Below are 15,015 nucleotides of genomic sequence, written 5' to 3'. Positions count from 1 at the left end.
TCCTGCCTGCTTCGAGCGCTGGAGAGACGATGCCCCGCCTTCTCACCATTTTCTGCCTGCTGTGGCTCCTGATGCCGGTTCCGGCTCCTGCCGGCTCCGAGGCAGACACCGGCTCGGTCGTAACTCTCTGGCCCCTTCTCGATTGGCGCAGCTCACCTTCCACCGACTATGCGGCCCTGCATATACTCGGCCCGATCTTCAAATGGGAGACCAAGGGGGAGGAACGGGAAGTGGCCCTGCGTCCCCTCTTCTACCATGCCGCGAGCTCCCAACAATTTTCAACCGATCTCATTTTCCCGCTGGTTCGGAGCCAGGGCGGGGAGGGGACCTTTTCTTTCAGCCTCCTCAACCTCCTCAACGAAGACCAGATCAATACCGGATCCCCCCAGCGTGAACATTCCTTTACCCTCTTTCCGCTGCTGTTTTACAAAAATTCCCCCGGCCAGGAGACCAGTTTCGCCCTCTTTCCCCTCGGTGGCCGGATCGTCAACCGCTTCAATCGCGATGTTATCCGTTTTGCCCTCTTTCCCCTCTATGGCCAGACCCGCAAGGGGACGACCACGGTTACCAACATCCTCTGGCCCTTTTTCGCCCTAGTGGATGGGGAAAACGAGGCCGGCTTCAAGGCCTGGCCGCTGTTCGGTGTCAGCAGGAAAGCGGAAAGCTATCGCAAGCAGTTCTATCTCTGGCCGCTTATCTTTCATTATGACCTCGACCTGGAGACCGATCATCCACGCCGGATTCGGACTTTCTGGCCCTTCTATGGCAGCGACCAGAGCTCACGGCAAAGGAGCAGGGTCTTCCTTTGGCCCTTTTTTTCCTTTCGGGAAGACCACGAAAAAGGGTATAAGAAGTGGGATTTCCCCTGGCCGATTCTGGGAGTAACGCGGGGGCAGAGAGATTACGGCAACCGGTTCTTCCCCCTGTTCGCCTATGACAGGCACGGCGAGAAGGAAAAACTCTGGCTTCCCTGGCCAATCTACCGCTACGATCGTGTTGATTCCCCGGTCCTGCAACGACGTCAGCACCGGGTCCTCTTTTTTCTCTATCGCGATTTTCAGGAGTCCGATCCCGGCGAAGTGGGAATACGCTTGCGCCGGGTCACCTTCTGGCCGCTGTTTCGTTATCAGCGCGTCCATGGGGTTTCGCACTTCAGTCTGCTTGCCCTGATGGAGCCGTTTTTTCCCAACAGCGACGGAATTGAACGCAACTGGGCGCCACTCTGGCGCGTCTACCAGTGCAAGTGGGATCCTCACGGCAACCGCGTCGATACCTTGCTCTGGAACCTCATCTGGCAGGAACGGCGCGCGGAAAGTGTGGCCATGGAGGTTTTTCCCCTCTTTGCGTTTCGCTCCGCTGCGGGAAATGAGACCGACATTTCTTTACTGAAAGGCCTGATCCGCTATCGTCGCGATCATGCCGCCAAAAAAGTGACCTTTTTCTTTCTCCCCTGGGGAATCTCCTGGGGTCAGGCTCCGTCCGCGGATGCCGGCCGAGGATAAGCCAATTTTCATGCTCCAAGCGATCGGTCGAAAACTGCTCCGAACCGCCCACGCCACCGGGGAGATGCTCGCCCTGCTGCTGGAGACCCTCTATTTCTTCAAGGATGCCCCGCGCAACTGGCCGACCATCGCCCGGCAGATCAGCAGTGTTGGCCTCGGTACCCTGCCGATCGCGGCGTTGATGGCTCTCTTTATCGGCATGGTGCTGGCCCTGCAGACCGGCGCCGAGCTCGCCATGTACGGCAGCCAGGAAGCGATCGGTGCGATTGTCGGTCTGTCAATGGTCAAGGAACTTGGTCCGGTCATGACCAGCCTGCTGGTGGCCGGCCGGGTCGGTTCCGCGATGGCCGCCGAGGTCGGGGCGATGGAGGTTTACGAGGAAATCGATGCGCTAAAGACTCTGGAAATCAACCCGGTGCGCTTCCTCGCCATGCCGAGGCTGATCGCCTGCCTGGTTGGGGTGCCGATGCTGGTCATATTCACCATCGGCATCGGCATCGCCGGCGGCGGTCTGGTCAGCAGCGTTAACCCGGTGATCAATGTCCCCTTCAGTGTCTATTACGACAACATGGTGCGGGCTCTTGGCTACCAGGACATTCTCAAGGGATTGCTCAAAGCCACCGTCTTTGGCGGCATCATCGCCCAGGTTGGCTGTTATGTCGGCTTTCGCACCAGCGGTGGCGCGCGCGGGATTGGCGAATCGACCACCCGGGCCGTGGTCGTGGCCTTCCTGATGATCTTCGTCGCCAACTATTTCCTCACCCGTTTCATGCTTTAGGTCGATGATGTCCAGGAACCCGGAAGGAAAGAGAGGAGTCAGCGGCAAAGGTCGGCTGTTCAGCCGCCTGGTGCACAGTTTCTCCGGGGCAACTTTTGTCGAGCGTCCTCTCGACAGCCCCTACGAGGCCTCGACCGGGGTTGCGGTCAGGGTCGAACATCTGTTCAAGTCCTTTTCCGGGATGCCGGTACTGCGCGATATCAACCTCGACATCCAGGCCGGCGAGACTTTCTCCATCATTGGCCCGTCCGGAACCGGCAAGAGCGTACTGCTCAAGCATCTTGCCCGGCTGCTACGACCCGATCAGGGGGCGATTCGGATCAGCGGGGTCGACATCCTCTCCGGTCTGCCGCCTGAGGGGGTTGCCGGATATCGCTACAGCATGGTTTTCCAGTCCTCGGCTCTCTTCAACTCGCTGACAGTGGGGGAGAATGTCGGCCTCTGGCTACGGGAAAAGCAGGTCTGCAGCGAGGCCCGGGTGCGACGGATCATTCGCGAAAAGCTGCGGCTGGTCGGCCTGGCCGGGAAGGAAGAGGTGCCGACTTCGGAACTCTCCGGCGGCATGAAGAAGCGGGTAGCGATCGCCCGCTCCCTGGCGATGAACCCGGACCTGATTCTCTACGATGAGCCGACGGCCGAACTCGACCCTGTCACCTCCGACGAACTGGCGCGGGTGATTCAAAACCTGAAGCAGGAAGTCAACCTGACCACCATTATCGTCACCCACGATCTGAACTTTGCCATGTATCTCTCGGACCGCATCGCCATGATCAGCGGCGGTGAAATCATCGAGGTCGGCACGCCCGCTGAAATCAAGGCGAGCCAGAATCCGGTGATTCGCAACTTTATCTACACCACCACCAAGGGGATCAAGGGGGAGGATTGACATGACCCTGACTACCGAACAGAAGGTCGGGCTCTTTTTTCTGGCGGCGCTGGTCGTTCTGGCTGTCATGATCGAATTGGTTGAAGACTGGAGACCCTTCGAGACCCAGGTCAATTACCATACCTTTTTCCGTTCCGCGGTCGGGATCAAGGTCGGTGACCCGGTTCGCCTGGCTGGCGTCGAAGTCGGCCGGATCCGCTCCATCCGCCTCGAAGGTCCGCGGGTCAGGGTCGATTTCTACGTGGTTTCCGGCACCGATATCCGCCAGGACTCCCTGGCATCGATTCGCCAGATGAATCTTTTGGGGGGGCAGTTTCTCGGCCTCGAGTTCGGATCCCCCGCGAGTCCGCAACTCGCCGGTGACGCTGAAATTCCCTCCGTGGAAGGGGCGAATATCGACCAGCTTATCACCCATCTTGACCAGAACCAGGAGCGCGTCTTCGGAACCCTGGGGCACCTAATCGAGGAGAGCCGCACCTCCTTTGTCAATGCGGTCGCCCGGCTCGAAAGCATTGCGGAGAAGATCGACAGCGGCGCCGGAAGCCTGGGCCGCCTGGTCAATGATCCGACCCTCTATGACGAGCTGACGCTGGCGGTTTCTAACGTCAAGCAGGTGGTGGAGCGGCTGGAAAAAGGCGAGGGGAGTCTCGGCCGATTGCTTAACGACCCGACCCTTTATGATCAGGTGAGCCAGGTGGCTGCCAATCTTCAGGAAGTTTCCAGCCGGCTCAGAGCCGGGGAGGGGAGTCTTGGCAAACTCCTGGTCGAGGATCGGTTCTACAACGACGCCAGTGATGCCTTCGCCAGCATTCGGGATATCAGCGGCAAGATCAGTCGTGGCGAGGGGACTCTTGGCAAACTGGTTAACGAAGAAGATGTCTATCGGGATACCCGGGAGGCGATTGCCCGCATCGCCAGTATTGCCGCCAAGATCGATGAGGGGAGTGGCACCCTCGGTCATCTCGTCAACGATGACGATCTCTACCGGGACGCCAAGACGACCTTGCATAAAGTCGAAAAAGCTGCAGACGGTCTCAGTGATTCCGGAACCGTTTCAGCCCTGGGGACCGTGATTGGCACCCTCTTCTAAGCCATTTGGGCCCTGCGAAATGACGGATTGCCCCGTCCCTAGGCCGACAGCAATCCCTGGAGGATTCCCATCTTCGTCCTTGTCTTCTTTGCGCTCTGGTATAACCAATTGAAATAGCAGAAGAAAAAAGATAGTTGTTGAATTTTCATAATTCTTGCATAAGGGAAGGATATCTTGGCAAGAATTTGTGGCTGGTTCCAGACCCGGCATTTTAATCAGGAGGTTATCCCTTGCGCTCCCTCCCTCTATTGTGCGGTATCCTTCTTCTACTGACGGCTTCAGCCTGCAGTGATCTCGCCACCCTGCGCAGCGATCAACCGTTGCTCCCGGTCCGCGACTACGAGCGCATGATCGTCGGGCGCCTTGATGCCGACTATATCGGCAACGACCAGTGTCTGGTGAAATGCCACAAACACGACACCATCGCCAAAAATTTCCAGGCCTCCATTCACGGCGAGCAGATCGAGGCCGGGTCCGGCCTCCCCCTGGTCAACTGTGAGTCCTGCCACGGCCCGGGTAGTCTTGCCGTCGCTCATATCGATGAGAAGCAAAAGTGCGATTTTGACACCCTGCTGAAAATCAAGGAATTACCTGCCCAGGCGCAGTCGCTGATCTGCCTTAAATGCCACTCGGCCTCATCCACCCCGGTTTTGCACTACTGGAACGCCGGCAACCATGCCAACAGCGATGTTTCCTGTTTTGCCTGTCACAAACTGCACCAGGGACCGCAACAAAAGGTCAGCCGTCATGACGTCGCCGAACTCTGTTACAACTGCCATCAGGCGGTGCGGAGTCAGTTCAGCAATGTCTCTCACCATCCGGTTCCCGAGCATAAAATAGGTTGTACCGACTGCCATAATCCGCACGGTACAGCAGGTGAGCATAATCTGCTTGGGGCGACCATCCGCGAGATGTGCACGCGATGCCATATGGAATATCAGGGCCCTTTCGTTTACGAACATGCGGACGTGACGGAGGATTGTACCAACTGCCACAATCCGCACGGAACTCCGAACAATAACCTGTTGCGGGTCGCGCAGCCCTTCCTTTGCATGCAATGCCACGCCGGTCATCAGGAGAAAAACCACCCGACGCTGGTTGATGCTCCGGCCGGGAGCAGTTTCAAGCCGGCTTTCTACAGCCGCTGCACCGATTGCCATTCAGCCATTCACGGTACGGACATTCCTTCCGGAAAAGGGAAGGGGAGTTTCATCGCCCGCTGATCTTCGCTGCCGGTGATAATCTTTGAACTGTTTGGGAGGCGTTTCTGTGAAGGCTAAACTTATCGTTCCCCTGCTCGCCACTGCGCTGCTCCTGCCGGTTGGACCGGTCGCAGCCACGACTACCGCCAAGTTCTCCCTCGGCTACCGGGTTACAGATTCCCAGGATCAACCCAACCGGGCCGCTGAATACTACAAGCTCAAAGACTCCCTGGTTGGCGCCGCCAAAATTTCCGATCTTTCCGGCCGCCGTCACTTCTTTTTTGAAGGGACTTACCTGAACGAAGAGGACTACAGCGGTGAACTCCACTTTGACCAGGCAGGTTTGCTGCGTATCAATCTGTTCGGCGAAAGCGTTTACCACAACCTCGATCACATCCCGTACCCGGCACCTCTGGAAACCGTCAACAGCCCGACCGGCGGCACCCCCCTGTTTCGCGAAGATCTCAACCCCGGGGACGATTATCATCTCGACGTGCATCAATCTTCCGCCCATGTCAGGGGGAAACTGCCCTCTTTTCCCGCTCACATCAACCTCAACTATTGGCGGCTTGACCGCCGTGGGAAAAAGCAGCTGCGATTCCTCGACGAGAGCTGCAACGGCTGTCACCTGCAGAGCCGGAGCCAGGACGTCAACCGGGTGACCGAGGAATTTACCGGCTCCGTCGATGCCCACCTCGGCCCCATCGACCTGATCTTCGAACAGCTGGTCCGTATCTTCCGGGACAAGGAACCGCTCCTGGTCGATGCCTTTGACCAGCACCGCTACCGGACCAGCAACGACGACGCCCTGCTGGTGCATGATGAAAACCCCGACTCCCGGCTGGTCGCCTCGACCGTCAAGGCCCACACCTCGCTCTCCGGCGGACTGAGCGGCGCCGCGGCAGTTACCTTCGGCACCCGGACCAACCAGTCCCGGATCAATACCCTCGGGCCGGTGGAGGCGGAGACCGACTTCATCAAGACCAGCGGGGATGTCACCTACATTCCCGCTCCCAACCTGACCTTCAACCTGCGGTACCGGCTCCTCGACATGAATGCCGGCAATACGGACGTTCAGGTTTTGACCGATCTCACCACGCCGCCCAATACGGCCGGTGCCAATGCCCTGCCGTCCATCGCGGTGCGCGACAGTATCGACCTGACGACCGCGGTCTACAATGCCACCGGTACCTGGCGCCCGAACCGGCAGATCGCCCTCAAGGCCGACCTCCGGCGTGAAGATATCGATCGCAGCAATACCGGGGCCGCAGGTGAAACCGGGATCTGGCTGTTGCCTGAGAAGGAGACGCGGAACCGGTTGCGCCTCAGCGCCTACGTCCACCCCACTGCCGTCAGGGGTTTGAAACTCAACACCTGGTACCAGTATCGGATCTCTGACGATCCTGCCTATGCCACCACCGTAGCCCGGGGGCATGAAGGGTTTGCCGGCCTGACCTGGATGCCGTCCACCGGCTCCTGGGGGCTCTCTCTCAACGGCCAGGTCGCCCGGGCGCGCAACGACGAGCACAGCATCTTCCAACCTTCGGCCACCCCTGGAATTGAAACCGAATATCCGATTCATCGGCGCAGTGAAGACGACAATATCGGCGCCGGCATTTGGTTTACCCCCAAAGATCGCATCCATTGCACCCTGAGCTACGGCTATATCCGGAACCGGATTGTCCAGGACCTGGTTTTCGGTATGGATTCGGCCAACAACCTGGTTGTGCCCGACGACAGTGTGGAATATACCCAGCACGTTCACAGTGCTGTCTTTGCCGCCAATTGGCAAATCGCCCAACGCCTGGCGTTCCTCAGTGAAGGTCACATTTCCTGGTCAAAAGCCCGTTTCAACCCCCAATTCGATCTGCAGATGACCGGTTTCAATCCGGCAGCCGTGAACACGACCGCCTTTACGGTCAACAGCGACGGTCTGCGGGAACTATCAGCTCTTGACACGCGCCAGATGGGTATTCTCGCCGGCCTCGATTGGGAGCCCGTCGATACCTGGACCTGCTCGGCGCGTTACAGCTATGACAAATATCAGGATCAGCTGGGAGACGAATTCGATGGGTCGGCGCAGACGGTGACCCTGTCTGTAGCCAAAGCCTGGTAAATTCAGTGGCGAACGGGTCAACAGGTGAAATGTTATGAAATATTCTAAAAAGCTTCTGCTTCTGCTCCTTGCGCTGTTGCTGTTGCCGGTCATCCCGAGACCGGCCGCAGCCGGGGGCAAGTTTGTCGCGGTCATTATTACCGGAGACCTTCCACGCTATCAGCAAGCCCAGGAAGCCTTCATGAAAATCCTGCGGGCTGGCGGCCTGGATGAAAGCAAGGTCGAAGTTTACACCCAAACTCCCAACCCCGACCCGATTTCCTGGGCCAACAGTATCCGCAAGGCCGTTGGTGTCAATGCCGATCTGATTATCACCTATGGCGCCCCGGCCTCCCTGGTTGCCAAGCGCGAAGCGCGCCGGCTACCGGTTCTTTTCGCGGATGTCTACGATCCGGTGCGTCTTGGTCTCGTCAAGGATCTTGCTGTTCCGGGCGGTGATATCAGCGGAGTCAGCAGTAAAACTCCCGTTGAAACCCTGTTGCGAACCTACGTCGATATTTCCAAGGGGAAACGGATCGGTGCCCTCTTCAGTCCCGACGATCCCGGTGCGGTTCTGCAGGTCGATGATCTCGAAAATGCCGCGACGCATCTGGGGCTGAAAGTCGAGCGCCAGGGGGTTGGCAAGGCAAACACGTTGGGGAAAAGCTGTGAGGATCTCTGTTCTCGGGTCGACGCGCTCTTCGTCGCCGATAGCGCCTTGTTGCAGATGCAACTCCCCGAGATTCTCGCTATCGCCGCCAAAAACAAGCTGCCGGTTCTTTCCCAGATACCAGGGCTCAGCGACCTGGGGGGCCTGATCACCCTCGAAGCCGACCCGACGGAACAGGGACAGCTGGTCGGGGTACATGCACTGCAGATTCTGACCGGGATGCAGAAAGCCCTTGCCCTGCCGGTGCGTACCCCGAAGAAGGTTGCACTGGTGATCAACATGAAGGTCGCCAAGGAACTGAATCTCACCGTCCCGTTCCAGGCCCTGAGCGTAGCAACGCGGGTGGTCAAATAAGCTTCTGTTGAGGCGGCCATGGCGCCGCTTTTATGTTCTTTTCTCGGACGAGGCCCTGGCCTCGTCCTTTTTATTTTAGCGCAGGAGGTAGAGAAGAACGGTAAGCGTTGCTGCACTGAGGAGCGTGGAGACGAAAATGGCGCTCGCCACCAGGTCGGGCCGGGTACCGAAGCGGACGGCGTAAAGGAGGGGGAGGACCGCGGAAGAGGTACTGGTCTGCAGGATCACGACAGCTCGCGGCAGGCCGTGGATGCCGAGCAGAGAGGTGATAACCCAGGCGAGAAGTGGCGCGACAACCAGGCGCAGGCAGGAGGAAAGGGTCAAAAAGAGAGGCTGGACCAGGGTCCTGGTGCGGGCCAGTTGCATGCCGAGAAGCACCAGCATCAGGGGGATGGCGGCCTGGCCGAGGAGTTCAAACGGGCGCAACAGGGTAGCGGGGAGGTGCCAGCCAAGAGCTTTTATGATTAGCGCCAGCAGCACACCGTGAAAGATCGGGATACGCAGGGTATTGGCCAGGGCCGCGCCGATGGGAGCCTTGTTTCCCTGGGCGATAACGATGGCGAGAGTGCCGAGGGGAATGTTGAACATCACAAAGGTAAGGACTGACACGCTCAGTCCCTGGTCGCCGAAAGCGAAGTAGGCGAGGGGGAGGCCGTAGTTGCCGACATTCATGACGACGGTAGTCAGGGTCAAGGCACTGCGGGTGTCGCCGTCAAAATGGAGCAGGCGGGAGACGAACGTGCTCATGACCAGCAGCGCCCCAGTGTAGATAAGCATGAAGAGGAAGAGATTTCCGGCCAGTTCCAGGTGGAGTTCCTGGTGCATCAGGGATGAAAAAACCAGGGCCGGGGTGAAGAGATAGAGAGAGCAGTCGGTGAGAGTCTTAAAGTCCGGCCGGGCGAACTTTTCGAGAGTGAAGCCGGCAAGGATGATGAGGAAAACCGGCAGAATGACCTGAACGAAGAGCATCTCTCCCCCAATAAATCGAATTGGCGAAAATCTATCACGGCCGGCATAGGACAGCAATGGGTCATTGTCATGAGCTGGAGCCAGCTATCCTTGGGCACAGGCCAGGGGGCCGGACCGGAGGCGGCGAAAGGCCGGGCGTGATTCCCGTTGACAGCCGTGGATTGGCCTGATTTAATAGCCTCCCGGCGAGCGGCACTGCCGGTTCGCAATTATCAACCGCCCAGGGAGGAGCGCATGAATCCGCTGGCTCAAGAGCTCAACGAACAGATTGCCAAACAGAACCCTTACGTCCTGGAGATGCTTTCGGACCTCGGCAAGAACCTCTTCTTCCCCAAGGGGATTCTGACCCAGTCGGCCGAGGCCAAGGACAAGGCCCACAAGTTCAACGCCACCATCGGCATCGCCACCGAAAAGGGCGGCCCGATGTACCTGCAGTGCATCCACGAAAAACTCTCCGCCTTCGACCCCAAGGATATCTACCCCTACGCGCCGCCGGCCGGGAAACCGGAACTGCGCAGCCTCTGGCGGGAGAAGATGCTCCGCGAGAACCCGAGCATGGCCGGCAAGCACTTCTCCAACCCGGTGGTGACCAACGCCCTGACTCATGGTCTTTCGATCGTCGGCGACATGTTTGTCGGCACCGGTGACCATGTCGTTCTCCCCGACATGCTGTGGGGGAATTACAACCTCACTTTCGGTACCTGCAACGGCGGCATCATCAAGAAGCATCCGACCTTCACCGTCGCCGGCGGCTACGACGTCGAAGCCTTCAAGGCGGTGCTGAAAAACAGTGCTGCCGAGAAGGGGAAGGCGGTGGTGCTGCTCAACTTCCCAAACAACCCGAGCGGTTACACGCCGACCGTCGCCGAAGGGGATGCCCTGGTGGCAGCAATCCTCGAAGTTGCGCAAAGCGGCTGTAATATTGTCGCGGTGACCGACGATGCCTACTTCGGCCTCTTCTACGAAGACTGCATGAAGGAATCGCTCTTCGGCAAGCTCGCCAATCTCCATCCGCGGATTCTCGCTGTCAAACTGGACGGAGCCACCAAGGAGGAGTTCGTCTGGGGTTTCCGTACCGGCTTCATCACTTTCGCCGACGGCAACCAGGGGGAGAGCGCGCAGGTGCTCGCCGCCCTCGAGAAAAAGACTATGGGGATCATCCGCGCCAAGATCTCGAACTGTCCGCACCCCTCGCAGACCTTTGTCATCGAGGCGCTGCGCTCTTCCGAATTCCTGGCCCAGAAGGAAGAAAAATTCCAGGTCATGAAGGGGCGTGCCCTGAAGACCAAGCAGGTCCTCGACAGTGGCAAGTACGACAGCGCCTGGAGTTACTACCCCTTCAACTCCGGCTACTTCATGTGTCTGAAGCTGAAAGGCGTCGATGCCGAGAAGCTGCGCGTTCACCTGCTCGACAAGTACGGGGTCGGCACGATCTCCATCGGCAAGACCGACCTGCGCATCGCCTTCTCCTGTATCGCCGAAAACGATATCCAGGAACTTTTCGATATCATCTTCCAGGCGGCCAATGATCTCGCCTGAACCAGCCACAGGTAGTGCGTCCAAGCGACCCGCCCTTAACGGCGGGTCGCTTTTTTTGGGCCCGGTCAGGAATCATAAGCTAACAAAAGAAAGAATAAAAAAACTTTCCAATTCAAAAATTTGCACCTAAAACGTGACATTCCGCCTTAACTTTCAGTTCCGGCCGGGAAGACTCCACGCCCAGGGATACCCATCAAATTAATCCTTCACCGCGCCGACAGTCGCCATGGGCTGTGCTAGATTTATCCTATGGATGATTTTGACCGCCTCCTTACCACGCCGCCCCTTCCCGAAGCCCTGCTTTCAATCCCGGCGGCGTCCGGCGCCTTCCTGGTCGGCGGTGCCCTGCGCAATGCCCGCCTCGGCCGACCGGTGACCGATTTTGATTTTGCCACTCCCTTCGATCCTACCGAACTCGCCCGGTCCTTCGCCAGGAGGTGCGGCGGTCGCTGGTTTCTCCTCGACAGGGAACGCAACCAGTCCCGGGTGAGCTGGACCGGACCGGACGGAGCGGTTCTCACTTTTGATTTTGCCCCTTTTCGCGCCGCCGACCTCGATGGCGACCTGCGCGACCGCGACTTTACCGTCAACGCCATCGCCATCAGCCTTGCTGATCATCGTTGCTACGACCCCCTGCAGGGGGAGGAATCGATTGCCCGGCGGGAACTGCAACTTTGCGCCGACCATGCCTTTCGCGCCGATCCCCTGCGCCTCCTGCGACTGGTGCGGTTGGCGACGACCCTCGACTTTAGCGTGGAAACGAGGACCTGGCAGCGGGCGGTAGCCGAGGCAGGTCTGCTTGCCGGGGTGGCAGCAGAACGAAGGGGGGACGAACTGGTACGCCTGGTGAACGATACCAGCGTCTCCAAAGGGTTGGAACTCCTCGGCGAGATCGGCGCCATTCCCTTTCTCTTTGGGCCAGGACGCCGGGATTCTAGCAGCTTTTTCGCCAAGGCCGTCGACGGGCTGCGGCGCCTCGATACCTTTATCGGCTGGCTCGGCAGTCATTCCCCCCAGGTTTCTGCGGTGCTGTTTCAACCTGTCAGTCGTTCGCTGCTGCGCCTTGGTCGTCTGCGCCTTGCCCTTGTTCTCGCGGCGGGTAATCATGATCCCGTTTCAGCCGAGGCCCAGCTCGCCCTTGGCCAGGAAAACCTTCGCGCCCTGCAAATTCTCTGTCCGCTCTCAGAGTCAGGGCCTTTAGCACCTCCACCCACAGGTCTTGGCCAGCGTGCCCTCGCGCGCTGGGCCGACCAGTATCCTTTCCCTGCCGATCAACTGCTGCTTGCGTCTGCTTTGGCGCCGACCTTGACGGACAGGAAAGCGATCCTCGACGCTCTTGATGCCTACCTCGAACTGCGATCTTCAGATCGGATTCCCGATCTTGTCGACGGCCACTGGATCGCCTCCTGCTTTGGCCTGCAGCCCGGGCCGCAACTTGGTGAACTGCTGGCCAGGTTGAGCCAGGAAGAGCTGGAAGGGCGCGTCCGCAACCCGGATGAAGCGAGGAAGTTTCTGATTTTATTAAAGGAAAAAACCGTTGACAAAAAAAAGGGGGGAGCCCTATAATCGCCCCCACATTGAGCGGGAATAACTCAGTGGTAGAGTGTCAGCTTCCCAAGCTGAAGGTCGCGGGTTCGAATCCCGTTTCCCGCTCCAAGAAATTCAACGGGTTAGACCAAATGGCTTGACCCGTTTTTTTTCATAGGTAACATATAGGTAACACTTTTTGGGATCTGTTCGTTCCGCTAGGCAATTGGGCTAAATTGCGGTAACCCATTGAAAAGAAATGGTGAAGGTGGAAAATTACATCCCTTTGGACGAATTTGATTTTCGTCGACTCATCGCCAATGATCCCATGCGACTGTGGGACGCCGTCACTCTGCTGGCTCACCTCGAGATGGCCACACGTGCCCAGGAGGAAAAGTCGAACTCCCTGGCTGTTTATCGCAAGGTTTGGTCTCTTTACGAGACCGCATTACGCGACGACCTGCTTCAACGTAAGATTTCCGCTGTTTCCGAGCCATCCAAACCTTGCTATTTCTTTGACGAAAATGGCCATGAGGATATCGATTTTCATAGCGGTTATATTCGTCAGGCAACCTTGCTAAAGCACCTGACTGACAATCCTCGGTTCAGGGTGAATATTTCGAAGCTGACCGAGTATCTTTCCGGGGTACCCTTTGAAGCAGGTGTTTCTCATGTCCCTGCTCCCGTAGCAGATGTTTCCAGCCGGAGCCTTGCTCCGGAGGAGGTTTCGGATGAGGAGGCTCAGGAAATAAGAAGGAAACAGCAAATCCGGGAGCGAGCGCCAAAGGCCCGGAAGGAAGAGGTAGAGGATAAGCTGGCTAAGGGCGTACGGGACAAGTGGGTCAACCGTTTACCGGTTTTGGAAGATTCCATCAAATGGATGGAAGCGGTTCTGCTCCTGGGCTGCAGATGTCCTCACGATATCCTGGGGGAAATAACCTACGAGCATGGAACGGATCGAAATAAGGAAGTATGAAGTGGTCCTGAATTGTGAGACAGCCTGAGGGGTGAAATAAGCAATGCCCCGAAAGCTGTGGAATTTCCAGCCTCATGCGGCCGGGTTGAGGTGTTGCAGTCCCTGTTCATAAGCCTCATTGGGGGTCTGCTTGTCAAGCGCGGAATGCTTGCGCTTCTCATTGTAGAAGGTGAACCAGACCGCCAGATCCCGGGAGAGTTCGGCGCCGGTTTCGTAAGCTTTGAGGTAGATCCTTTCGTACTTCAGGGTGCGCCAGAGGCGCTCGATAAAGATGTTGTCCTTGAACCGGCCCTTGCCGTCCATGCTGATCCTGATGTTCCAGACCTTCAGGACCGAGGTGAAGGCCTCGCTGGTGAATTGGCAGCCCTGGTCAGAATTGAAGATTTCAGGGGCGCCGTATTTGAGCAGTGCTTCTTTGAGCGCCTCGACACAAAAATGGGTGTCGAGGGTGTTGGACAGCCGCCAGGACAGCACCTTGCGGGTCGCCCAGTCCATGATGGCAACCAGGTACAGGTGGCCGCGTGCCATGGGGATGTAGGTGATGTCCGTCGCCCAGACCTGGTTGGGGCGATCGATGGTCATTCCCCGCAGCAGATAGGGATAGACCGGATGCCGGGGTTGTCGTCTGCTGGTTCCCGGCTTTGGGGCCAGCGACTCGATCCCCATGATACGCATCAGTCGCCGCACCCGGCCGCGGCCGACGGGAGCTTCCGGCGTGTTCAACTGGTCGGCCAGGGAACGGCTCCCCATCCAAGGGTGCTCCAAGTAGAGCTTGTCGATCCGAAGCATCAGCTCCCGATCCCCCTCGCGCAGTCCTGAGGGCAGGCCTCGGTAGTAGTTGGCACGGGGAACGCCTAGGAGCTCGCAGCGACGTTCAACAGAAACCTCGGGATGACCGGCGGCGATCATCTTTTGTTTCTGCGCCCGGTCAAGCTCAGACCGGGCAGATTGGACAAAAAATCGTTTTCAACTTTGAGTTTGCCGATCTGGCGGTGTAGCTCGGCCACTTCGGCCTCGTGGTTGTCGTCCTTCTTCTTGCCCTTGCCGAACAGATCGGGGGCGTTGGTGATCAGTTCCTGTTTCCAGCGGGTGATCTGGGTTTGATGAATCCCATACTCGCTGGACAGCTCGGCCAGTGTCTTGGCTTCGGACAGGGCCGCCATGGCGACCTTGGCCTTGAACTCGGCACTGTGACGGGTGCGATGCTTGGTCATGAACCTCTCCTCTGAAAATGGTCGGTTCATTGCTTATACACCTGTCTCAATTTTCGGCGCCACTTCAAAGTTTCTGACTCAAGTGGCTCAAGGTGAATGGAAGTTGGGGTTCGACGGTCTGAACGAGCAATTACTTTGGACTGCCAGAGATTACATAGACCCCATTCTTGATGGCTCTGTTCGCGTAATAAGTTGATTTCTTGAAAGCCCCTT

The 15,015-nt window shown here is 58.1% G+C and carries 12 protein-coding genes and 1 tRNA gene; 11 read left to right on the top strand and 2 right to left on the bottom strand.

The window, feature by feature from the left end:
- Positions 1-29: 29 nt before the first annotated feature.
- The 7 genes from ACYQ8E_RS04260 to ACYQ8E_RS04230 all read left to right on the top strand — a co-directional run bounded on the left by ACYQ8E_RS04260 (position 30) and on the right by ACYQ8E_RS04230 (position 8,577).
- Entirely contained in the window at positions 30-1,502 is a 1,473-nt protein-coding gene (locus ACYQ8E_RS04260) for a hypothetical protein (protein ID WP_459860223.1), read from the top strand.
- A gap of 10 nt (positions 1,503-1,512) precedes the next feature.
- Complete coding sequence (locus ACYQ8E_RS04255; RefSeq protein ID WP_459860221.1) at positions 1,513-2,280, top strand: MlaE family ABC transporter permease; 768 nt, start codon at positions 1,513-1,515, stop codon at positions 2,278-2,280.
- Positions 2,281-2,287: 7 nt separating this feature from the next.
- Positions 2,288-3,166 carry an ABC transporter ATP-binding protein gene (locus ACYQ8E_RS04250; protein WP_066727289.1) on the top strand — a complete coding sequence of 293 codons (879 nt, stop codon included), beginning with the start codon at positions 2,288-2,290 and terminating at the stop codon, positions 3,164-3,166.
- Position 3,167: 1 nt separating this feature from the next.
- Positions 3,168-4,256, top strand: a complete 1,089-nt coding sequence (locus ACYQ8E_RS04245) for an MlaD family protein (RefSeq protein ID WP_066727288.1) — start codon at positions 3,168-3,170, stop codon at positions 4,254-4,256.
- A 230-nt stretch (positions 4,257-4,486) separates the two neighbouring features.
- Positions 4,487-5,479 (top strand): DmsE family decaheme c-type cytochrome, encoded by a 993-nt coding sequence (locus tag ACYQ8E_RS04240; RefSeq protein ID WP_066727286.1) that lies wholly within the window; start codon positions 4,487-4,489, stop codon positions 5,477-5,479.
- Positions 5,480-5,525: 46 nt separating this feature from the next.
- Positions 5,526-7,574 carry a porin family protein gene (locus tag ACYQ8E_RS04235; protein WP_066727285.1) on the top strand — a complete coding sequence of 683 codons (2,049 nt, stop codon included), beginning with the start codon at positions 5,526-5,528 and terminating at the stop codon, positions 7,572-7,574.
- 34 nt (positions 7,575-7,608) lie between these two features.
- Positions 7,609-8,577, top strand: a complete 969-nt coding sequence (locus ACYQ8E_RS04230) for an ABC transporter substrate-binding protein (protein ID WP_066727283.1) — start codon at positions 7,609-7,611, stop codon at positions 8,575-8,577.
- Positions 8,578-8,652: 75 nt separating this feature from the next.
- Here the strand turns inward: ACYQ8E_RS04230 and ACYQ8E_RS04225 are convergent, their stop codons facing one another.
- Positions 8,653-9,546 (bottom strand): AEC family transporter, encoded by an 894-nt coding sequence (locus ACYQ8E_RS04225; protein ID WP_459860218.1) that lies wholly within the window; start codon positions 9,544-9,546, stop codon positions 8,653-8,655.
- A gap of 234 nt (positions 9,547-9,780) precedes the next feature.
- Between ACYQ8E_RS04225 and ACYQ8E_RS04220 the strand changes: the two genes are divergently transcribed.
- The 4 genes from ACYQ8E_RS04220 (at position 9,781) to ACYQ8E_RS04205 (ending at position 13,588) form a co-directional block, all read left to right on the top strand.
- The gene (locus ACYQ8E_RS04220) at positions 9,781-11,085 is read left to right on the top strand and encodes an aminotransferase class I/II-fold pyridoxal phosphate-dependent enzyme (protein ID WP_459860216.1); all 1,305 of its coding nucleotides are present in this window, start codon (positions 9,781-9,783) and stop codon (positions 11,083-11,085) included.
- A 249-nt stretch (positions 11,086-11,334) separates the two neighbouring features.
- Positions 11,335-12,651: a tRNA nucleotidyltransferase/poly(A) polymerase-related protein gene (locus ACYQ8E_RS04215; protein ID WP_459860214.1), complete on the top strand. Its 1,317-nt coding sequence runs from the start codon at positions 11,335-11,337 to the stop codon at positions 12,649-12,651.
- Positions 12,652-12,666: 15 nt separating this feature from the next.
- Positions 12,667-12,741, top strand: a tRNA-Gly gene (locus ACYQ8E_RS04210).
- Between the two features lie 139 nt (positions 12,742-12,880).
- Positions 12,881-13,588 carry a hypothetical protein gene (locus ACYQ8E_RS04205; RefSeq protein WP_459860213.1) on the top strand — a complete coding sequence of 236 codons (708 nt, stop codon included), beginning with the start codon at positions 12,881-12,883 and terminating at the stop codon, positions 13,586-13,588.
- 72 nt (positions 13,589-13,660) lie between these two features.
- Here the strand turns inward: ACYQ8E_RS04205 and ACYQ8E_RS04200 are convergent.
- Positions 13,661-14,802, bottom strand: a protein-coding gene (locus ACYQ8E_RS04200; RefSeq protein WP_459860212.1) for an IS3 family transposase whose coding sequence is annotated in 2 segments (ribosomal slippage) — positions 13,661-14,550 and positions 14,550-14,802 — 1,143 coding nt in all. Because the reading frame shifts where the segments join, the coding sequence is not laid out codon by codon here.
- Between the last annotated feature and the right edge of the window lie 213 nt (positions 14,803-15,015).

This window comes from Desulfuromonas carbonis, from assembly GCF_054658035.1.
Note: the sequence above shows the minus strand (reverse complement) of the source record. Positions and strands in the feature narration are given on the sequence as shown.